This window comes from Flavobacterium branchiarum (genome assembly GCF_030409845.1).
Classification (GTDB): domain Bacteria; phylum Bacteroidota; class Bacteroidia; order Flavobacteriales; family Flavobacteriaceae; genus Flavobacterium; species Flavobacterium branchiarum.
Genome location: NZ_JAUFQQ010000005.1, coordinates 125,472 through 145,732, shown reverse-complemented (window position 1 = coordinate 145,732; position 20,261 = coordinate 125,472). Strand labels below are relative to the sequence as shown.

Annotated in this window: 20 protein-coding genes; 11 read left to right on the top strand and 9 right to left on the bottom strand. The window is 32.6% G+C overall.

All coding sequences use genetic code 11. From position 1 onward, the window contains the following. Positions 1-52: 52 nt before the first annotated feature. The 3 genes from def to mazG all read left to right on the top strand — a co-directional run bounded on the left by def (position 53) and on the right by mazG (position 2,058). On the top strand, positions 53-643 hold the full coding sequence (gene def / locus QWY99_RS12640; protein WP_290259575.1) for a peptide deformylase: 591 nt from the start codon (positions 53-55) through the stop codon (positions 641-643). A gap of 63 nt (positions 644-706) precedes the next feature. Further along, positions 707-1,189: a DUF5606 family protein gene (locus QWY99_RS12635; protein WP_290265800.1), complete on the top strand. Its 483-nt coding sequence runs from the start codon at positions 707-709 to the stop codon at positions 1,187-1,189. Positions 1,190-1,287: 98 nt separating this feature from the next. Next, positions 1,288-2,058 carry a nucleoside triphosphate pyrophosphohydrolase gene (mazG, locus tag QWY99_RS12630; RefSeq protein WP_290259579.1) on the top strand — a complete coding sequence of 257 codons (771 nt, stop codon included), beginning with the start codon at positions 1,288-1,290 and terminating at the stop codon, positions 2,056-2,058. Here the strand turns inward: mazG and QWY99_RS12625 are convergent, their stop codons facing one another. After that, positions 2,059-2,739 carry a Crp/Fnr family transcriptional regulator gene (locus QWY99_RS12625; protein WP_290259582.1) on the bottom strand — a complete coding sequence of 227 codons (681 nt, stop codon included), beginning with the start codon at positions 2,737-2,739 and terminating at the stop codon, positions 2,059-2,061. Between the two features lie 206 nt (positions 2,740-2,945). Between QWY99_RS12625 and QWY99_RS12620 the strand changes: the two genes are divergently transcribed. The 8 genes from QWY99_RS12620 to QWY99_RS12585 all read left to right on the top strand — a co-directional run bounded on the left by QWY99_RS12620 (position 2,946) and on the right by QWY99_RS12585 (position 11,752). Beyond that, complete coding sequence (locus QWY99_RS12620) at positions 2,946-5,327, top strand: heavy metal translocating P-type ATPase (RefSeq protein ID WP_290265799.1); 2,382 nt, start codon at positions 2,946-2,948, stop codon at positions 5,325-5,327. 118 nt (positions 5,328-5,445) lie between these two features. After that, on the top strand, positions 5,446-5,658 hold the full coding sequence (gene ccoS / locus QWY99_RS12615; RefSeq protein WP_290265798.1) for a cbb3-type cytochrome oxidase assembly protein CcoS: 213 nt from the start codon (positions 5,446-5,448) through the stop codon (positions 5,656-5,658). A gap of 3 nt (positions 5,659-5,661) precedes the next feature. Further along, a complete protein-coding gene (gene ccoN, locus QWY99_RS12610) occupies positions 5,662-7,848 on the top strand; it encodes a cytochrome-c oxidase, cbb3-type subunit I (RefSeq protein ID WP_290265797.1) in 2,187 nt (728 codons plus the stop codon). A 7-nt stretch (positions 7,849-7,855) separates the two neighbouring features. Next, entirely contained in the window at positions 7,856-8,026 is a 171-nt protein-coding gene (locus QWY99_RS12605; RefSeq protein WP_290265796.1) for a CcoQ/FixQ family Cbb3-type cytochrome c oxidase assembly chaperone, read from the top strand. Between the two features lie 27 nt (positions 8,027-8,053). Further along, positions 8,054-8,995, top strand: coding sequence for a cbb3-type cytochrome c oxidase N-terminal domain-containing protein (locus QWY99_RS12600; protein WP_290265794.1), 942 nt, complete (start codon positions 8,054-8,056; stop codon positions 8,993-8,995). A gap of 5 nt (positions 8,996-9,000) precedes the next feature. Next, positions 9,001-10,419 carry a cytochrome c oxidase accessory protein CcoG gene (gene ccoG / locus QWY99_RS12595; RefSeq protein ID WP_290265793.1) on the top strand — a complete coding sequence of 473 codons (1,419 nt, stop codon included), beginning with the start codon at positions 9,001-9,003 and terminating at the stop codon, positions 10,417-10,419. A gap of 11 nt (positions 10,420-10,430) precedes the next feature. Further along, positions 10,431-10,880 carry a FixH family protein gene (locus tag QWY99_RS12590; RefSeq protein WP_290265790.1) on the top strand — a complete coding sequence of 150 codons (450 nt, stop codon included), beginning with the start codon at positions 10,431-10,433 and terminating at the stop codon, positions 10,878-10,880. 170 nt (positions 10,881-11,050) lie between these two features. Beyond that, positions 11,051-11,752: a sulfite exporter TauE/SafE family protein gene (locus QWY99_RS12585; RefSeq protein WP_290265789.1), complete on the top strand. Its 702-nt coding sequence runs from the start codon at positions 11,051-11,053 to the stop codon at positions 11,750-11,752. Between the two features lie 26 nt (positions 11,753-11,778). On the opposite strand, the gene hemN is transcribed toward QWY99_RS12585, so the two are convergent. The 8 genes from hemN to QWY99_RS12545 all read right to left on the bottom strand — a co-directional run bounded on the left by hemN (position 11,779) and on the right by QWY99_RS12545 (position 20,257). After that, positions 11,779-13,143 carry an oxygen-independent coproporphyrinogen III oxidase gene (gene hemN / locus QWY99_RS12580; protein ID WP_290265788.1) on the bottom strand — a complete coding sequence of 455 codons (1,365 nt, stop codon included), beginning with the start codon at positions 13,141-13,143 and terminating at the stop codon, positions 11,779-11,781. Between the two features lie 120 nt (positions 13,144-13,263). Continuing rightward, positions 13,264-13,740 (bottom strand): hypothetical protein, encoded by a 477-nt coding sequence (locus QWY99_RS12575; protein ID WP_290265787.1) that lies wholly within the window; start codon positions 13,738-13,740, stop codon positions 13,264-13,266. A gap of 113 nt (positions 13,741-13,853) precedes the next feature. Further along, positions 13,854-14,207, bottom strand: coding sequence for a hypothetical protein (locus QWY99_RS12570; protein ID WP_290265785.1), 354 nt, complete (start codon positions 14,205-14,207; stop codon positions 13,854-13,856). Positions 14,208-14,308: 101 nt separating this feature from the next. After that, positions 14,309-14,731: a DoxX family protein gene (locus QWY99_RS12565; protein WP_290265784.1), complete on the bottom strand. Its 423-nt coding sequence runs from the start codon at positions 14,729-14,731 to the stop codon at positions 14,309-14,311. A gap of 106 nt (positions 14,732-14,837) precedes the next feature. Beyond that, positions 14,838-16,466, bottom strand: a complete 1,629-nt coding sequence (locus QWY99_RS12560; RefSeq protein ID WP_290265783.1) for an acyl-CoA carboxylase subunit beta — start codon at positions 16,464-16,466, stop codon at positions 14,838-14,840. 173 nt (positions 16,467-16,639) lie between these two features. Continuing rightward, positions 16,640-17,638: a UDP-3-O-(3-hydroxymyristoyl)glucosamine N-acyltransferase gene (gene lpxD / locus QWY99_RS12555; RefSeq protein ID WP_290265782.1), complete on the bottom strand. Its 999-nt coding sequence runs from the start codon at positions 17,636-17,638 to the stop codon at positions 16,640-16,642. A gap of 681 nt (positions 17,639-18,319) precedes the next feature. Further along, a complete protein-coding gene (locus tag QWY99_RS12550) occupies positions 18,320-18,502 on the bottom strand; it encodes a hypothetical protein (RefSeq protein ID WP_290265781.1) in 183 nt (60 codons plus the stop codon). A gap of 3 nt (positions 18,503-18,505) precedes the next feature. After that, on the bottom strand, positions 18,506-20,257 hold the full coding sequence (locus QWY99_RS12545) for a tape measure protein (protein ID WP_290265780.1): 1,752 nt from the start codon (positions 20,255-20,257) through the stop codon (positions 18,506-18,508). Positions 20,258-20,261 lie beyond the last annotated feature (4 nt).

The following is a 20,261-nucleotide window of genomic DNA, read 5'->3' as shown; positions in this document are numbered from 1 at the left end:
TCAGAATAATGAAATTCTAGATTAATAGTCGTTAATACATAATACAACAAGAATGATTTTACCAATTATAGGATATGGTGATCCTGTTTTAAGAAAAGTTGGAGAGGCAGTTACGCCAGAATACCCAAACTTGAAAGAAACGATAGATAACATGTACGAGACAATGTACAATGCTTATGGAGTAGGTCTTGCTGCACCACAAGTTGGTTTGGCTTTGCGTTTATTTGTAATTGACACAACTCCTTTTAGTGATGACGAGGATTTACCAGCAGAGGAACAAAAAGAATTAAAAGGATTCAAAAGAACTTTCATCAATGCCAAAATTCTAAAAGAAGATGGAGAAGAGTGGAGTTTTAATGAAGGTTGCTTGAGTATCCCTGATGTTCGTGAAGATGTTTACAGACATGAAAGAATTACAATCGAGTACTGTGAAGAAGATTTTGTTGTAAAAACAGAAGTTTTTGATGGTTTAATTGCTAGAGTAATTCAGCATGAGTATGACCACATCGAAGGAGTTTTGTTTACTGATAAAATATCATCATTAAAGAAACGTTTGATTCAAAAGAAATTAAAAAACATTACAGAAGGTAAAACATTTCAAGAGTATAGAATGAAATTTGCCGCTGCAAAAAAAGGGAGATAGTTTTTGATTCTCTTTTTATGAAAATATAAAATAACCGAATTCTTAATACTAATTATAATAAACATGAATTTAGAAAAAATATTAGCTATTTCTGGGAAACCAGGTTTATACGCATTAAAAGTACAAACGCGTACAGGATTTGTAGCTGAATCATTAATTGATGGAAAAAAAATCACTGTTAGCTTAAAGAGTAATGTAAGTTTATTGTCAGAGATTTCAATTTATACATACGAAGGAGAAAAACCTTTGTCAGAAGTAATGCAATTAATCGCTAAAAAAGAAGATAAAGGACCAGCAATTTCTCATAAAGAAGATAATGCTACTTTAACAGCTTATTTTAAAGAAGTTTTACCTCAATATGATGAAGAAAGAGTTTATCCTTCTGATATTAAAAAAGTATTGAACTGGTATAATATGCTACAAGCAAAAGGATTGGTTACAGATTTAGCACCTGCACCTGCAGAATCTAAAGAAGAAACTCCAGTTTTGGAAGAAGTTAAAAAAGCACCAGCAAAAAAAGCTAAAGCAGCTGCTGAAAAAAAATAGTTTCATTTTAAGGAACGATATTTAATCCTGTTAAGATGATTTCTTAACAGGATTTTTTACTTTTACATTAGGTTACCCAACTTCAAAATATATCAAAAATGAGTAGAGAATTGCAATTACAAGCCTTCGAAAGATTATTAAACATAATGGATGATTTGCGTGAAAAATGCCCTTGGGACATGAAGCAAACCATACAAACTTTGCGACATCTTACTATCGAAGAAACTTACGAATTGGGTGATGCAATCTTAGATAATGATCTTAACGAAGTAAAGAAGGAGTTAGGAGATTTGTTATTACATATTGTTTTTTATGCCAAAATTGGTAGTGAAACAAATGATTTTGATATGGCCGATGTGTGTAATGAAATTTGTGAAAAACTCATTCATCGTCATCCGCATATTTATAGCGATACAGTTGTAAAAGATGAAGAAGAAGTAAAGCAAAACTGGGAAAAACTCAAATTAAAAGAAGGAAAAAAGTCTGTTTTAGAAGGAGTTCCGAGAAGTTTGCCGGCATTGGTTAAAGCTAGCAGAATACAGGATAAGGTAAAAGGAGTAGGTTTTGATTGGGAAGAACCACATCAGGTTTGGGACAAAGTACAAGAAGAATTGCAAGAATTACAAGTTGAAGTAGAAGCTGGTGATCAAGATAAAATTGAAGCGGAGTTTGGAGATGTTTTATTCTCAATGATTAATTACGCTCGATTTTTAAATGTAAATGCCGAAGATGCTTTGGAACGCACCAATAAAAAATTTATAAAACGCTTTCAATACCTTGAGAGTAAAGCAGGTGAGTTAGGAAAACCACTTATGGATATGACTTTGGCAGAAATGGATGTATTTTGGAACGAAGCAAAAAAGCTGTAATTATTCAGCCATTTTTTTTAAGGCAATAAAGTTTTTCAAAACAATTTTTTTACCAACTAAATCAATAACATCTAGCTTTTTAAAATCAGATAATAATCGAATACAACTTTCAGTAGCCGTACCAATCATACTTGCTAATTCATCTCTAGATAGTTGAATTTTAAGTGTTTTGTCTTTGTTTTCACCAAAAGTATCATATAAATACAATAAGGTTTCAGCCAAACGAGATTTAACAGTCTTTTGAGCTAAGGAAACCGTATGGTTATCAGAGTCTTTTAAATCTTCACAAATTGTTTTCATGACATTCATAGAAAACTGATTATTTTGATTAAAGAAAGTGATAATTTCAGATTTTGGAATAAAACATACTTCCATATCATCTAAAGCTTTTGCACTTAAATTGGCAGGTTCGTTGCTAATCATAGAGCGCTGACCTAAAAGCTCTCCAGATTTTACAAGCTTCACAATCTGGTCTTTACCATTAGCGCTTAGCTTAGAAAGTTTACCAACACCATCTTTTACACAAAAAACACCATTAGTAATTTCACCTTCTTCAAAGATAGGATCACCTTTTTTAATTGTGTAAGTAGTTTTACTATTTGCTAGTTTAATAACTTCATCTTTGTTTAAAGCTTTTAACGAGGTAAGTTGTCTTACGATACATTGATCACATTTATTCATAGGGAGGTTATTTGTCTGCAAAACTAAGTATTATTATGATTTGATACTCTTATTTTTTTGTAATAATGACACAATTATAATTTCTATAGGTTTATTCCCAATTTATTTTGTTAAATTTAAAAATGTATTTTAACAGCTATGATAATTGTCATATTTATTGGTTAGTTGGTTCAAGATCTTTGTGTGAGCTTAAAAGAGGTTAAATTATGAGTGTCCAAAATTGTTTTCATTGTGGTTTAATTATTCCCAAAAATGAATTAATTGTATTTGATAATAAAGAGTTTTGTTGCAGTGGTTGTAAAACTGTTTATGAGATTTTTAGTTTAAATGACCTTACTTCGTATTATGATTTTGAAAAATCTCCTGGAGCAACACCTCAAGACATTCAAGGTAAATATGATTTTCTAGATAACGAGAGCATTTTACTTAAATTATTAGAGTTTCAAGAAGACACCACTGCAATAGTTTCATTAAGTATTCCGCACATTCATTGCAGTTCTTGTATTTGGATCTTAGAAAACTTAAACCGACTTAAACCAGGGATTACCGCTTCTCAGGTAAACTTTCCAGAAAAGAAAGTTAGAATAACCTATAATTCTGAAAAGATTACTCTTAAAGAAATTGCTTATTTATTAAGTTCGATAGGGTATGAGCCTTATATAAGTTTAGAAAATTACGAAGCAGGCAAGAATAATGTTGACAGAAGTTTGACTTATAGATTAGGAGTCGCTTTTTTCTGTTTTGGAAATATTATGTTGCTTTCTTTTCCCGAATATTTTGAAGTAAAAGAATTTTGGTTAGATAACTATAAGCCCTTTTTTCGTTGGTTGATATTAATTCTAGCTATGCCGAGTTTTTTATATTCAGCGAGTATCTACTATGTTTCGGCTTATAAAAGTATAAAAAGCAAAATGCTAAATATTGATATTCCTATCGCTTTAGGAATTATTGTTATGTTTATACGAAGTACTTTTGATATTGTCATGGATTATGGTCCAGGTTTCTTTGATAGCTTGACAGGATTGATTTTCTTTATGTTACTAGGGAAAATGTTTCAAATTAAAACATATAGCTTCCTAAGTTTCGAAAGAGATTTTAAATCCTATTTTCCAATTGCAGTAACCAGAATAAATCCAAATACTCCAGAACAAAGCATTCCTATTTATGATATTGATAAAGGAGATCGATTATTAATTAGAAATCAAGAATTGATACCTGTTGATGGTATTTTGATAAGTGACCAAGCCGAAATTGATTATAGTTTTGTAACAGGAGAGGCAGTTCCGATCACTAAAAAATCAGGAGATAAAGTTTTTGCAGGAGGTAAACAAATTGGAAAAGTAATTGAGATGGAAGTGCTTCATACTGTATCTCAGAGTTATTTAACGCAGTTATGGGGGAATGATATTTTTCAAAAAGATGTTCAACAAAAACATAAAACCATAACCGATGCAATAAGCCGTTATTTCACACCAATTTTATTACTAATTGCTTTTGCAGGTTTTGGCTATTGGATATTTATAGACGCTAATACGGCATTCAATGTCTTTACGGCTGTACTTATTGTTGCTTGCCCGTGTGCATTAGCATTAACAGCACCATTTACATTTGGTAATATTTTAAGAATTTTAGGAAAACAAAAGTTTTATCTAAAAAATGCTTTGGTTATTGAGCAACTTGCTAAAGTAGATACTTTGGTTTTTGATAAAACAGGTACAATTACAACCAACAAAAAATCAAATATTGCCTACGAAGGGAAATCACTTTCAGAGGAAAACCTTGTCATGTTGAAAAATGTGCTTCGAGCTTCAAATCATCCTTTGAGCCGGATGTTATACGAATCATTACCAGAATCAGACCGAATAAAATTAGATGATTTTGAAGAAATAACCGGGAAAGGAATTTTAGCAACAATTCAAAATCATCAATTTCAAATAGGATCTTCCTCTTTTGTTGGAGGACAACAAGAGAATTCAATTCAGCAAACAGCACTTCATATTAAAATCGATGGAATTTATTATGGAAAATATATCTTCAACAATCAATACAGAGAAGGGTTAGAGGATTTGTTTAAAGAATTGAGTTTGAATTATAATATCAAAGTGCTCTCTGGAGATAACGACGGTGAACGTGAGACCTTAGAAAAGCTGTTGCCAAAAGGAACAGAACTAGTTTTTAATCAAAAGCCAGAACAGAAGTTGGCGTTTATTAAAGAGCTACAAGATCAGGGACATAATGTAATGATGGTTGGTGATGGATTAAATGATGCGGGAGCCTTGGCGCAAAGTAATGTTGGAGTCTCTATTTCTGAGAATGTAAATGTCTTTTCGCCTGCCTGTGATGCCATTCTTGATGCAACAGAATTTAAACGTCTGAGCTATTTCTTAAAGCTGTCTAAAAATTCTATAAAGATTATTAAAATGAGTTTTGTTTTGTCACTACTCTATAATGTTGTAGGATTATCTTTTGCTATTACTGGAAATCTACTTCCTTTAGTTGCTGCTATTATAATGCCTTTAAGTACAATTACAATAGTAGGTTTTGTGACTTTGGCATCTAACTATTTCAGTAGAAGCAATTTAAAATGATTATAAATAATTCAACTGTTATTTTTTCATAATTTTAACATATACTGACATTGCATGATAAATGTCATATTTTAAAAGAATGCTTAAAAGTAATTTTGTATAACTTAATTTTAAGGATATGAGTGTAATTTACTTATTAATCTCCGTCAGTATTTTCATTGCAATTGGCTTTTTTATAGCATTTGTGGTAGCAGTGAAAAAAGGGCAATACGACGATGATTATACCCCCTCAGTTAGAATGCTTTTTGATGATGAAATCAAAAAAACTCCCACCGAAAGAATAAAAACTCCCAACAATAAAATAAAAATAACCACAGAAAAACAAATCTAGATTATGGAAATGCAACAATTTTATTACGACAACAAAATTGTAAAGAAATTCATCTATGCGACCATTCTTTTTGGTGTAGTAGGAATGCTGGTCGGCCTTACATTGGCCGTTATGTACCTCTTTCCTAATATTACTGACGGAATCTCCTGGTTAAGCTACGGACGATTAAGACCTTTACATACCAATGCAGTTATTTTTGCCTTTGTAGGAAACGCTTTCTTTGCAGGGATGTACTATTCTTTGCAGCGACTCTTAAAAGCCAGAATGTTTAGCGACTTTTTAAGCGGTCTACATTTTTGGGGATGGCAATTAATCATCGTTGCAGCTGCTATTACGTTGCCTTTAGGATATACTTCATCAAAAGAATATGCCGAATTAGAATGGCCAATTGATATTGCTATCGCTTTAATTTGGGTTGTAATGGGTATCAATATGATTGGTACAATTTTAAAAAGAAGAGAGCGTCACTTATACGTAGCTATTTGGTTTTATTTAGCCACATTTGTTACTGTTGCAGTATTACATATTTTTAATAATATAGAAATACCAGTTTCGGCAATGAAAAGTTATTCTGTTTACGCAGGAGTTCAGGATGCTTTAGTACAATGGTGGTACGGACACAATGCAGTTGCTTTTTTCTTGACAACTCCATTTTTAGGAATGATGTATTATTTTGTTCCTAAAGTTGCTAACCGTCCAGTATATTCTTATCGTTTATCGATTATACATTTCTGGTCATTAATTTTTATCTACATCTGGGCTGGACCTCACCACTTGTTATATTCAGCATTACCAAACTGGGCACAGAATTTAGGAGTAGCTTTTTCAATTATGTTGCTTGCTCCATCTTGGGGAGGTATGATAAATGGACTTTTAACTTTAAGAGGAGCATGGGATAAAGTTCGTGAAGAACCTGTTTTGAAATTCTTCGTTGTTGCAATTACAGGTTATGGTATGGCAACTTTTGAAGGACCAATGCTTTCTTTTAAAAATGTAAATGCTATTGCGCATTATACTGACTGGATCGTTGCTCACGTACACGTAGGTGCTTTAGCATGGAATGGTTTTATGACTTTTGGTATGATTTATTGGTTAATACCAAGAATGACAAAAAGTACTTTATTCTCTAAAAAGTTAGCTAATTTCCATTTCTGGATTGGTACTTTAGGAATTATATTATACACAATACCAATGTACGTTGCTGGTTTTCAACAAGCTTCGATGTGGAAACAATTTAATCCAGATGGAACGTTAACTTACGGAAACTTCCTAGAAACAGTTACAGCAATTATGCCATTGTATTGGATGAGAGCTATTGGAGGTACGTTCTACCTTATTGGTATGTTAGTTTTAGTTTATAATATTATTCAAACACTACGAGTTGGTAGTCCAATTGAAGATGAATTGGCAGAAGCACCAGCATTAGAGAAAATTAGTAGTAGCAGAGTTCGTGGAGAAAAATTCCACTCATGGTTAGAAAGAAAACCAATTCAGTTGACAATTTTGGCGACTATTGCAATCTTAATTGGAGGAATCATTCAAATTGTACCTACAATTATGGTAAAATCAAACATACCTACAATTACAAGTGTTAAACCATACACACCGTTAGAACTTGAAGGTCGTGATTTATATATACGTGAAGGTTGTGTTGGATGTCACTCTCAATCAGTAAGGCCATTTAGAAGTGAGGTTGAGCGTTACGGACCACAATCAAAAGCAGGAGAATTTGTATATGACCATCCATTCTTATGGGGATCAAAACGTACAGGACCAGATTTATTAAGAGTAGGTGGTAAGTATAATGACAACTGGCACTTTAACCATTTCTGGAATCCACAAAGTATATCTGCAGGTTCTATCATGCCAGGGTACAAATGGTTATTTGATAATAAACCAATGGATATTTCATTGACTCAAAAGAAAATGGAAGTAATGGTTCAGTTAGGAGTTCCATATTCACCTGAAGAAGTAGCTAATGCTCAAAAACTATTGAGAGCACAAGCGCTTAAAATTGAAAAGAACTTAGAAAATGATCCTGATTATGTTGCTAGTTATGCTGATAGTAAGAAAAAAGCAGCTGCAAAAGGAGAAAAATTCATTCCGATGAATGAAAGAGAAATCGTAGCACTTATTGCTTATATGCAAAGACTAGGAACAGATATCAAAGTAAAAGAGACTTCAAAATAGAGAAATTATGTTTGAACAAGTAAAACACAACCTAGAAACTATTGCGGGAGTAGAGATATTCCCGATACTTTCCTTACTGATTTTTTTCCTATTTTTTGTTTGCCTTGGTATATGGGTATTCTCATACGGGAAAGATAAAATTGATGAAATGAGTCAAATTCCGTTGGACGAAAATTAAATTGTAGAATTAAAAATAATATATAAAATGAAAAAATTAATTCCAGTATATATACGATTACCACTAATTTTCTTCATCGTTTTTGGTGCAATGGAATATTTTATTGACTCAGGAGATAAACCTGCATTTATAAAATACCCAATGGTTTCTGTCTTTTTATTCGTGTTTCTTTTCCTTTTAATAGCAATAGAAATAACAATAAGTGCAATAGATCGCATTACTTATAATTTGTTGACTGAGGAGCAGAAAGCTAAGCTTGAAATTGAAAGTAATTTAAGTTTAAAAGAAAGAACTTGGTATAAAAATTTAATGCAAAAATTAACCAAAACAGAGCCGATGGAATCAGAAGCGACTTTGTTATTGGATCATGATTATGATGGCATTAAAGAATTAGACAATAACTTACCGCCATGGTGGATTTATTTATTCTATATCACTATCGTCTTCGCAGTTGTTTATGTAGTGCATTATGATGTATTAGGTGGAGAAGACCAAGAGATGGAATTGAAAAAAGAGATGGCACAAGCTAAAATAGATGTTGAAGAATATCTTAAAACAGCTCCAGATTTAATGGATGAAAAAACAGTTACTCTGTTAACAGATCCAGCTGATCTTGCTGCGGGAAAAGAAATTTTCGTAAACAATTGTGCTGCTTGTCACCGAGCTGATGGAGGAGGGCAAATTGGTCCAAACTTAACAGACAACCACTGGATTTTAGGTGGAGGAATAAAAGAAATATTCCATACCATAACCAATGGAGGACGTGACGGGAAAGGGATGATAGCATGGAAAGGGACATTGAAACCTAAAGAGATACAAAAAGTATCGAGTTACATTATGTCTCTACAAGGAACTAACCCAAAAGACCCAAAAGACCCAGAAGGTGAAATTTGGGTTGATAAAGATGCATCAAAAACTGACGCAGGAGCAGTAGCTGCAAAAACAGATTCTACACAAGTTAAAAAATAATTACAATGTCAAATTTACCAGACGAAGCTTTTAGAGATACCATCGGAACAATAGACGAAGGGGGTAATAGAAAATTTATTTTCCCTAAGAAACCGTCTGGTAAATTATATGAATACAGGAAACTGGTTAGTTATGTTTTATTAACCATTTTAGTTGCAAATCCATTTATAAAAGTAAATGGAAATCAATTCATGATGTTCAATATAATAGAACGTCGTTTTAATATTTTTGGATTCCCTTTTTGGCCACAAGATTTTTACCTTTTTGTAATATCTATGCTTGTTGGGATTGTATTTATAATCTTGTTTACAGTTGTATATGGACGTATTTTTTGTGGATGGATTTGTCCACAAACCATATTTCTAGAACTTGTTTTTCGTCGAATAGAATATTGGATTGACGGAGATAGAGGGGCACAATCTCGATTAGCAAGACAAGAATGGAATGGAGAGAAAATTAGAAAAAGACTAACGAAATGGTTTATCTTTTTTCTAATTTCCTTTTTAATTGGTAACGTTTTCTTGGCTTATTTGGTAGGAAGTGATCAATTATTTTTAATGATTGAAGAAGGACCAATCAAACAATCAAGTAATTTTATAGCCTTGTTATTATTTACTGGAGTTTTCTACTTTATATTTGTTTGGTTCCGTGAGCAGGTATGTATTATAGCCTGTCCATACGGAAGATTACAAGGGGTGCTTTTGGATAATAAATCCATTAATGTAGCTTATGATTTTGTTAGAGGAGAAAAAGAACTAGGTAGAGCCAAATATAATAAACAAGAAGATAGAGCTGCAACAGGAAAAGGAGATTGTATTGACTGTAAGCAATGCGTTCATGTTTGTCCAATGGGAATTGATATAAGAAACGGAACGCAATTAGAATGCACAAATTGTACCGCTTGTATTGACGAATGTGATACCATCATGGAAAATGTTGGTTTACCAAAAGGACTTATTAGATATGCTTCAGAAGATGAAATCGAGAAAAAAGAACCTTTCCGATTTACTGCCAGAATGAAAGGATATACAGCAATATTAATTATCTTACTTGGTATTTTTGTTGGAATGCTTTTCTTAAGAAATGATGTTCAAGCTGTAGTTTTACGTTTACCTGGACAACTATTCCAACATAAAGGAGATAAAATAAGTAATATCTATACGTACAAGATTGTCAATAAAACGATAAATGATTTTAATGATATTCATTTTGAGTTAATTGATCAAAAAGGGACTATAAAAAATGTAGGTTCCCAAAAGTTTAAAGTTCCAAAACAAGGAATATCACAGGGAACATTGTTTATAGAAATAGATCAAGCGCTTTTAGAAAGTGATAAAACTAAGGTAGAAATAGGTGTTTTTAATGGTGATAAATTAATCGAAAAGACATCAACTAACTTTTTAGGGCCGAGAAGCTTTAATTAAAAAATAATAGTATGAAAATTAACTGGGGAACAGCAATAGTAATTGCATTTGGATTGTTTATGACATTCATTTTGTACTTTGTTTTTAAAGTACAATCCGATAGTAAGTACAGCAATGATTTGGTTGTTGAAGAATATTATAAACATGACTCCCATTTTGGAGAAGAGATGGATCGGGTTCAAAATGCTCATGATTTAAAACTTAGGCCTACTATTATAGCTATGAAGGATGGGGTTAAGATTACTTTTCCTGCTACTTATGATGGTAAGGATATAAAAGGCGAAGTACTAATGTATCGTCCATCAAATAAAAAGCTGGATTTTAATACAGCTATTAGCCTGACGAATTCTGAATTATTGATTCCTCAAAATAAATTAATAAAAGGACGTTGGGATGTGAATATGGAATGGCAATATAATGGTAAACAGTATTTAACCAAAGAAGTTGTTTACATAAATTAAAATAATGACTTGCAAAGTATTAAGTAGTTTATTGAATGTAATAAATAAAAGGTACTAAATGCAAAAAAATAAGTTTATAATCTCATGCCTTATAAAATCTATTTAGATAGAAATATATTCTTTAGGTTTTATAAACAATCTATCAAGAATAGATACTAATATAAATAACAATGCTTTATTCAGCTTTTATATTCGGTTTAATCAGTAGTTTTCACTGTATAGGTATGTGTGGTCCAATTGCCATGATGTTACCTGTTGACAAGCAAATTGGAGTAAAAAAAGTAACACAAATTACAGTCTACCACTTAGGTAGATTGTTTGCGTATGGGACAATTGGTTTGGTTTTTGGATTGCTAGGTAAAGGTTTTTTTCTTGCCGGAATCCAACAAAAAATATCTATTGTCATTGGAGTAATTATGATAATTGTAGTTCTAACTCCAGAGCGAATATTTGCACAATACAACTTCTCAAAACCAGTTTATAAGATTATTTCAAAAATAAAAACTAATCTAGGGAAACATTTTAGAAGTAAAAGCTATAAGTCTCTTTTTATTATTGGAGTGCTTAATGGTTTTTTACCATGCGGAATGGTATATGTTGCATTGTTTGGTGCTATTGCTATGCAAAGTGCCGAATTGGGTGTTTTATATATGATTTTGTTTGGTTTAGGAACAGTTCCTTTAATGACCTGTGTCGTATATTTTAATTCGTTTATTTCACAATCAACCCGCAATAAATTTCAAAAGGCAATTCCTTACGTTGCTGTTATTATTGGGGTTTTATTTATTCTGAGAGGTTTAGGTCTTGGAATTCCGTATTTATCTCCATCAAATATGAGTTTATTTGTGCAAGAAACTCCTAATTGCCACTAGCAACTATTATTAAACTTAGAGGTAAGTTAAATAGTCATTGAAAACAAACTTGTTTCTGGCGCTTTTCTCTTTAAGTGTAAATCAAAGGCCATACAAATATTACGTACAAAAGGTTTTCCTGCTTCTGTAACGTTTATTTTTTGGTTCTCGATAGTGAGTAATCCATCGTTCTCCATTTCTTTTAGTTGCACCAAAACTTCTGGTATTTCATTAAAATAACCACTTTCTTTACTCCATGTAGTCTCAAAATTGCACATTAAGTTTAGGATGTGTTTTCTAATAATAAGGTCTTCTTCGGTTAGTATATGTCCTTTTACAACAGGAAGTTTATCCCATTCTAGTAATTGGTAGTAATCTTCGATACTTTTTACATTCTGAGCAAAACTATACCAACTGTCGCTAATTGACGAAACACCAAGTCCAATCATTAGTTGCGTTTTTGAAGCGCTATATCCCATGAAATTGCGATGCAATTTTCCTTCTTTAAAAGCGGTATATAGATGGTCCGATTTTAGGGCAAAATGGTCCATACCAATTTCATGATATTCGTTTTTGTACAACAATTGCTTTCCGATTTCGTATAGTTTTCGTTTTTCGGCATCTTTAGGTACGTTCTCATCGCTAAAGCCTCTTTGCCCGTTACCTTTGATCCAAGGCACATGTGCGTAGCTGTAAAAAGCCAAACGATCAGGTTGTAGTGAATTTGTTTTTTCTATGGTATCGATAATATCTTCAACCCCCTGGAAAGGCAAGCCAAAAATTAAATCATGACTTATAGATGTATAACCAATTTCTTTAGCCCAAAAGGTAACTTTAGCTACATTATGAAAAGATTGCTCTCGATGAATTGCTTTTTGTACTTTTTGTGAATAGTCCTGAACACCGTAACTAACTCTTCGGAAGCCTAAATTATAAAGTTTTTGTAAATGTTCGTAGGTTGTATTATTTGGATGACCTTCAAAACTAAATTCATGTTCTTTAGCTTTATCAGCATAAGAAAAAATACCATTAATTAAATCTTCAAGATTTTTAGGAGAGAAGAAAGTAGGTGTACCTCCCCCCAAGTGAATCTCTTTAATTATAGGTTTTTCGTTAAGAAGTTTACAATACAGACTCCATTCTTTTATTACTGCTTCTATATATGGATTTTCTACATCATGGTTTTTTGTAATTCGTTTGTTGCAACCACAAAAAGTACACATGCTTTCGCAAAAAGGCAAATGGATATATAGACTAATTCCGTCTTTTTGATTACTTTCTGCAAATGATTTTTGTAAAGAATCAATCCAAAGTTGATAGGTGAAATCATTTTCATTCCAGTAAGGAACAGTAGGATAGCTAGTGTATCTTGGCCCTGGAACATTATATTTTTGTATCAACGAATTTTTCATAATAAGAAATTTAATGGATATCAAAATTAATCAGAAACATAAGTGATTAAAATGATAATTATCATAATGTAATTCAAAAAAAAAAGAGGCTCACTAGGAGCCTCTTTAACGAATTAAGAATTAATCTGAAATGCAATCTTGGATGATTTGTACCCATTTTTTACCTAATTGTTGATCTTCATGTAAACAAACTTGGTTTATTTGATCGTCTTCAATGTTGTAAAATGGAATTACAATTTTTTGTCCTGTTGTTTTATCTTGAAACTCAAAATCAACTTTTATAATAGTATCTGAGCTTGCGTCTGTTGTAGGTACTAATCGGCATGATTTTACACCATTTAAATCTATAAATGAACTTTCATCTTTTCCTTTATTAAAGTTCATAGAGATGAAACCTTTGTTTTTTTTATCTATAGCAAGAATTTTTTTGTTTTGTGATTCAGTTAAATCAAAGTTGAATTTTCCATTTTGACTGTATTTTTCTTTTATAGCTTGTATTCTAGCTTTGTTTAGAGAGTTTGAACGGTAAGAGAAATAAAGAGGTAATATTGTTATTATAGCAAGTGCTATCCCTATGAGAGTTACGGAGTTATCCATTATTTTTATTTTAAATTTTAATTATATAACATGAAATAATAAACAGAATACTATTTGTAAATTGTTTATTTGTGAAGAAATTAATCTTCAATCGATAAAATCATGAGATTTAATTACCAGAAATAATGGAAAGGATAGAGTAATATTGAGATTTTCTTCCTCTGATTTATTGTTTGATCTGCAAAATTGAATAGGCTTCTTTTTATTTTGTAATCAGGAATTACAATTAAGAAAGAGTCAAACCATTTGGATAAAGCAGGATTCGAATAATTTGTTTTTAGATCAGCAACAACATGTAAACTTGCTTGAGGCTGTATAAAAGCCGAAGATTTAATGCTATCGGGAGTAAAATTTGATTCTGTTTTTTGAGGTTGAATTACATCAATAACAACTTTGTCTGCATTATAAGCAGATAAAAAGAGCATTAAGAGCCCAACAAAGATGATTACTTTACGAATCCAAGTCATGCTACAAATCTAACCTATAAAATGTAATTTAGGTACTTTTTAAGAAAAAAATAGCATAATAATTAGGCAAGTGTTGGTCTCTAAATGTTTTTTTAGATTTGTTATTGTTGCATTTTAAAATAATAATCGGCTGAATGTTTTCCGCTACCATAAAAAAAGAAAAATAGGCATACCATAAAAACAGCAATTGCCAATAGTAAATTTTGCGAATGCATTTCGCCCATAAAATTAACCATAATTGCACCTAATAAGATTGGTAACTGTGCGCCAATTGCCCATCGGGTAAGCAATCCAAAAACAATCATAATACCTCCAATCATATGGGCAGGTGCAATGTAATGTATAAGGAACATTCCGCCACCAAACTTGTCAATTGGAGATATTAAATCATGTAAATACTGGATATTAGTAATGAAGAAAACTCCTTTCATAAATAAAAATACCCCCAAAGCAATACGTAATAAATCTACTGGTAAATAAGTGTGCGCATTTGCCCATTTATTTAAATTTTTTACATTTTCCATGATACTATAGTTATTTGAAATATAGTGCTAAGTTATTAATTTTTAACGATATAGTAATTTTTTGAGATGTAAAAAATGTTTCTTGTAATTTTATTTACTTTAAAAATTATACTTGAATAACTCCAAGATTAAATGGTTTTGTAATAGGAGCGTGGTTAGCAGCTTCTATTCCCATAGAAATCCACTTGCGAGTATCTAATGGGTCAATGATAGCATCGGTCCATAATCGTGAAGCTGCATAATATGGCGATACTTGTTCGTCATAACGCGCTTTGATTTTAGCAAATAATTCAGCTTCTTTAGCTTCATCTACGATTTCTCCTTTTGATTTTAAAGAAGAGGCTTCTATTTGAGCCAATACCTTTGCTGCTTGTGTTCCTCCCATTACAGCAAGTTCTGCACTAGGCCAAGCAAAGATTAGTCTAGGGTCATAAGCTTTACCACACATGGCATAATTTCCTGCTCCGTATGAATTACCTACGATAACGGTGAATTTTGGGACTACCGAATTACTTACAGCATTTACCATTTTTGCTCCGTCTTTTATGATTCCGCCATGTTCAGATTTAGATCCTACCATGAAACCAGTAACATCTTGTACAAATACTAATGGTATTTTTTTCTGATTACAGTTCGCAATAAAACGAGTAGCTTTATCGGCACTATCAGAGTAAATAACTCCTCCAAATTGCATTTCGCCTTTGGCAGTTTTTACTACTTTTCTTTGATTGGCAATAATTCCAACTGCCCAGCCATCAATTCTAGCATAACCAGTAATTAAAGACTGTCCATAACCTTCCTTGTAAGCTTCAAATTCTGAATTATCAACCATACGCTTAATGATTTCCATCATATCGTATTGTTCATTACGTGCTTTTGGTAGAATCCCATAGATTTCTGAAGGATCTAAAGCAGGTTTTTGTGCTTTAATACGACTGTATCCAGCTTTATCGTAATCACCAATTTTATCTACAATATTTTTTATTTTATCTAAAGCATCTTTATCATCTTTAGCTTTATAGTCGGTAACACCCGAAATTTCACAATGAGTAGTTGCACCACCCAAAGTTTCGTTATCAATTGTTTCTCCGATTGCAGCTTTTACTAAATAGCTTCCAGCAAGAAAAATACTTCCTGTTTTGTCTACAATTAAGGCTTCATCACTCATAATAGGTAAATAGGCACCACCTGCTACACAGCTCCCCATTACGGCAGCTATTTGAGTAATTCCCATGCTACTCATTTGAGCATTATTTCTAAAAATGCGACCAAAATGTTCTTTATCTGGAAAAATCTCGTCCTGTAAAGGCAAATAAACTCCAGCACTATCTACAAGATAAATTATAGGTAATCTGTTTTCCATTGCTATTTCTTGAGCACGTAGATTCTTTTTGGCAGTAATAGGAAACCATGCACCTGCTTTTACAGTGGCATCATTGGCAACAACAACACATTGTTTTCCTCTTACGTATCCTATTTTTACAACAACACCACCAGATGGACAACCACCATGTTCAGCGTACATCCCGTCTCCAACAAAACCACCAATTTCTATGTTTTTTGAATTTTCATCAAGCAAGTAATCAATTCGCTCTCTGGCTGTCATTTTACCTTCTGAATGAAGTTTTTCTATACGTTTTTCGCCACCGCCTAATTTTACTTTAGCAAATTTTTGTTTTAGTTCAGAAAGTAAGAGTTTATTGTGATCTTCGTTTTTATTGAAGTTTAAATCCATAATAAAATAATGTTTTTATAAAATAGTGTGTGCTAATTTACGAAATCGATCGAAATAAATTGATATGATGTAATTAGTTTGAAAAATATTAAGTTTTAAATGCTTACGTACAGATTAAAACAAAAAAAACAGAAGAGTGAACTTCTGTTTTTAAAATATATTGAGATAATTTTTTATTTTTTAGAATCGCAAACTAATCGTTTTAAGATAGCCCATTGTTTTAAAGCATCACGTGCTTCTACAGCAGGATATCCTAACATTGTTTTACCTGCAGGAATATCACCAGTAACCCCAGATCCAGCACCTACAATTGCACCATCGCCAATTGTTGTATGGTCTTTAATAGAAGCGCTACCGCCAATGATAACTCCATTGCCTAGAGTTACAGAACCAGCTAAACCACTATTTCCGGCCATGATACAAAATTTACCAAGTTTACTATTGTGACCTATCTGTACTAAATTGTCAATTTTACATCCATCTCCAAGAATAGTTGAACTGAATTTTCCACGATCTACACATGAATTTGCTCCAATTTCTACCCCGTTTCCTATAATTACATTTCCGATTTGTGGAATTTTAACTAATCCTTTTTCGTTACATGGACGGAATCCAAAACCATCAGCTCCAATAGTTGCATTAGGATGAATGATACAATCATTACCAATATGACAACGCTCGCGGATTACTGCTCCTGGCCAAATAGTCGTGTTTTTTCCAATAATACATTCATCAAGGATAGTTACGTTTGGATAAATAGTTACATTATCGGCTAGTTTAACTTTAGGACCAATATAACATCCAGCTCCAATTCGAACTCCTTCACCAATAATTGCAGACTCATCTACAACTGCTCTAACGTGAATGTCGTTATGAAAAACTGGTGCTGGCGGTGCAAAAAGGGCTAATATTTGTGACATTGCCAAATCGGCATTCTTTACTTTTATAAAAGCTCGATTAGCTCCAGGTTCTATCGAAATATCTTCATTGACAATAGCTACACTAGCTTTGGAGTCTTGCCAATGTTTTTCATATTTTTTATTTCCAATGAACGAAATTTCGGTATTGGTGGCTTTGTCTAATTGCTCTGTTGCAGTAATATTTTGTGACGTGTCACCATAAATAACACCATTAATTACTTCGTTAATCTCTTGGATAGAATAGGATTTCATTTATTATTAATTAGTTTTAGGGTTTTGCGGTATTTTTGTCAAATAAAATCAATTCGTATTTAATTACCTAATTATATTTTGACGCATTTTAATAAAAAGTTAAAATAACAAAGTGATTATTATAGAAACGTTATTAAATATATTAAATTGTTGATAGTTTTTAATTTACTGTAATTGTTTATTTTTATTTAATTATTTACTGATTTTTAGCGCTATATGTGGATTGGTAAGTTGATGAGGTTGTGTGAGATATAAAATTTATATTTAAATATGTAACTTAACTTGTTTTTTTATGGCGTATTTTTATCACAAAAAATATAGTCGCAAAAACAAAATTTCCATTTTTTAAAAACAAAATTTCCATTTTTTTAGACATATATAAAAAAAATTAAATATCATTTAAAAAGCAATTAAAGCCACAATTAAAGCTTTTTTTAATGCGGTGACGAGGCAAAGTATTCAATAATCAACAAAACAAGGTTTAAACATATCTTTCGTTTCTGTACACGACCCAGATGAATTAGTCTTTTTTTTTTGCTAATTGAGTCAATTAGTAGAGAATAAATAAAAAAAGCCCCGATTGGGGCTTTTTTTATGCTATCGAACAATAGATTAGCATAATGTTATTCTATTGAGCTTTGCCCGACCCGCAAGTCTGACAATGCAAATATACAAAATATTTTATTTGTAAATTCCCTCATACGATATTACCGCATTAATAGTTCTGACAGACAAATAAAATTCTTTTGCAATACTCTCTATTACAGCTTCAATCGTCCATTTTGTTTGCGCTTTCGTTTTATTCTCAAAACTAGTTCGTATTGCTTTATTTCTCCTATTTAAACGCTCTTGTTTACTCTCCATATATTAACTGGTTTGCATTTGGTTTACACTATTTACAGCTCTTAATATTATTTCTTGCACCGCTTCGCCTAATCTTTCAATTCCTTTTTCAGTATTTTCAACAAATATTTTTGTATCATCCTGTAACTTATGAATTGTTACATTAATGGTTGTCATTTTAGAACCTCCCGAAACAATGTTATCGCCTTTTTCTCCCTTTCCTTTTCCTTTTTTTCCTTTTCCAGTATCATTCATCAAGTCGGCAAAAACTTTTGATTTATCCTGCTTCAAATAGTCTGGCGTTGGGGTTTTCGAATCCTTTGTTTGTACGCCTACTTCTTTAGCTTTCATACTAACACCATCATTGTACCCCTTAGAAAATGTTCGAGCCGCTTTCAAACCATCGTCAAAGAGTTTTTTCTTAGAGTCAACACCCATCAAATCGCCTACGGCTTTTTTACCAATTTCAAAAGCGTTTTTAAAATCGCCTTTAAAGAAAGCAAGTAGTGCGCCGCCTATCCCAGTAATCCCCGATAACAATTCGTGAAAGCGATTAATCACATAATCTTTTATGGCACTTCCAAAGCCTTTCAGCACTTCCCAAGTTCCCATTATCACGCCACGAAATCCTTCAAAACGATTCCAACACGCCCAAACAATAGCAACTAGTGCGGTAATAGCAATTACAACCAAACCAATAGGGTTCATGTTCATTGCAAAATTGAAAGCGGTTTGCGCTGTAGTTGCTAACCAAAGTCGTGCCTCAAATAAAGCAAATTGAGCCGAGAATATCCAAAAGCTTGCATTAGCTGCAACAAATGAAACTCCCAATGTGGTAACCAAAGCTCCAAAGAAAAACAATAACGGTTTTGCCTCAATAATCCATTTAACAACATTTGCTACAGCATGTCCAAAAGGCATAATATTTTCAGCTACAGCCGTACCCACGTCAAATAATGGTTTTATCCATTCGGCAAAAGCCATGCCTATTCGGCTTATTTGATTTTTAAATGTTCCTGTCATTGTAGTCCATTTACCGCCCGCACTTTCAGCCATTTTTTTAGCCATATCGTGATACCTTCCACCTTCAGCAGTAGCAAGTCTAAAAGCTTCCGAAACCATCCCCGAAGATATAACACCCTGTTCCATTTTATCCTTTAATTTTCCCATTGAAATACCCGTATTTTCGGATATTATTTGAAGTGGGTTAAAACCTTGACCAATCATTTGATTCATATCTTGTCCCATCAAATGCCCCGTAGCCATGACTTGAGAAAAAGACAAGGATAATGAGTCTAAACGTGCCTCATTACCCATTGCAACATCCCCTAGCATTTTCATATTACCCATTACTTTCTGCTGGGCAATACCAAAACCAAGCATTGTTTCAGCTCCTTTTATAATCCCCTCATTACTATAAGGCGTTGCATCGGCATATGCGTTTAATTGCCCGAGCATATCCCGAGCCTTACCGACGGAACCGAGCAAAACTTCAAACTTTGTATTTGTTTGCTCCATTTCGACCCCCATATTGAATATAGCCTTGACTCCAGCAACAACACCAAGTGAAATACCTAACGCACCGACTAAACCAATTACTGTTTTAAAGCCCGACCCCATAGAAGAGAAAAAGGAGTTTGAGGAACTTTCGGTACTTCTAAAAGTACCGTTTAATCCCTGAACTCTATTATTAGTCATGCCAACACTCGCCGCTATTTGTTGTAGCGGAGACGATGCCATGTTTTTCATTTGTATAATAAACTCATATGCATTCATAGAA

What these genes read in the sequence shown, in the direction of transcription:
- QWY99_RS12625 (WP_290259582.1), bottom strand. Translation starts at nt 2,739, where the DNA reads ATGAATAAATGTGATCAATGTATCGTAAGACAACTTACCTCGTTAAAA.
- QWY99_RS12575 (WP_290265787.1), bottom strand. Translation starts at nt 13,740, where the DNA reads ATGGATAACTCCGTAACTCTCATAGGGATAGCACTTGCTATAATAACA.
- mazG (WP_290259579.1), top strand. Translation starts at nt 1,288, where the DNA reads ATGAGTAGAGAATTGCAATTACAAGCCTTCGAAAGATTATTAAACATA.
- lpxD (WP_290265782.1), bottom strand. Translation starts at nt 17,638, where the DNA reads ATGAAATCCTATTCTATCCAAGAGATTAACGAAGTAATTAATGGTGTT.
- ccoS (WP_290265798.1), top strand. Translation starts at nt 5,446, where the DNA reads ATGAGTGTAATTTACTTATTAATCTCCGTCAGTATTTTCATTGCAATT.
- QWY99_RS12545 (WP_290265780.1), bottom strand. Translation starts at nt 20,257, where the DNA reads ATGAATGCATATGAGTTTATTATACAAATGAAAAACATGGCATCGTCT.
- QWY99_RS12590 (WP_290265790.1), top strand. Translation starts at nt 10,431, where the DNA reads ATGAAAATTAACTGGGGAACAGCAATAGTAATTGCATTTGGATTGTTT.
- hemN (WP_290265788.1), bottom strand. Translation starts at nt 13,143, where the DNA reads ATGAAAAATTCGTTGATACAAAAATATAATGTTCCAGGGCCAAGATAC.
- QWY99_RS12585 (WP_290265789.1), top strand. Translation starts at nt 11,051, where the DNA reads ATGCTTTATTCAGCTTTTATATTCGGTTTAATCAGTAGTTTTCACTGT.
- QWY99_RS12600 (WP_290265794.1), top strand. Translation starts at nt 8,054, where the DNA reads ATGAAAAAATTAATTCCAGTATATATACGATTACCACTAATTTTCTTC.
- QWY99_RS12605 (WP_290265796.1), top strand. Translation starts at nt 7,856, where the DNA reads ATGTTTGAACAAGTAAAACACAACCTAGAAACTATTGCGGGAGTAGAG.
- QWY99_RS12550 (WP_290265781.1), bottom strand. Translation starts at nt 18,502, where the DNA reads ATGGAGAGTAAACAAGAGCGTTTAAATAGGAGAAATAAAGCAATACGA.
- def (WP_290259575.1), top strand. Translation starts at nt 53, where the DNA reads ATGATTTTACCAATTATAGGATATGGTGATCCTGTTTTAAGAAAAGTT.
- QWY99_RS12560 (WP_290265783.1), bottom strand. Translation starts at nt 16,466, where the DNA reads ATGGATTTAAACTTCAATAAAAACGAAGATCACAATAAACTCTTACTT.
- ccoG (WP_290265793.1), top strand. Translation starts at nt 9,001, where the DNA reads ATGTCAAATTTACCAGACGAAGCTTTTAGAGATACCATCGGAACAATA.
- QWY99_RS12635 (WP_290265800.1), top strand. Translation starts at nt 707, where the DNA reads ATGAATTTAGAAAAAATATTAGCTATTTCTGGGAAACCAGGTTTATAC.
- QWY99_RS12620 (WP_290265799.1), top strand. Translation starts at nt 2,946, where the DNA reads ATGAGTGTCCAAAATTGTTTTCATTGTGGTTTAATTATTCCCAAAAAT.
- QWY99_RS12565 (WP_290265784.1), bottom strand. Translation starts at nt 14,731, where the DNA reads ATGGAAAATGTAAAAAATTTAAATAAATGGGCAAATGCGCACACTTAT.
- QWY99_RS12570 (WP_290265785.1), bottom strand. Translation starts at nt 14,207, where the DNA reads ATGACTTGGATTCGTAAAGTAATCATCTTTGTTGGGCTCTTAATGCTC.
- ccoN (WP_290265797.1), top strand. Translation starts at nt 5,662, where the DNA reads ATGGAAATGCAACAATTTTATTACGACAACAAAATTGTAAAGAAATTC.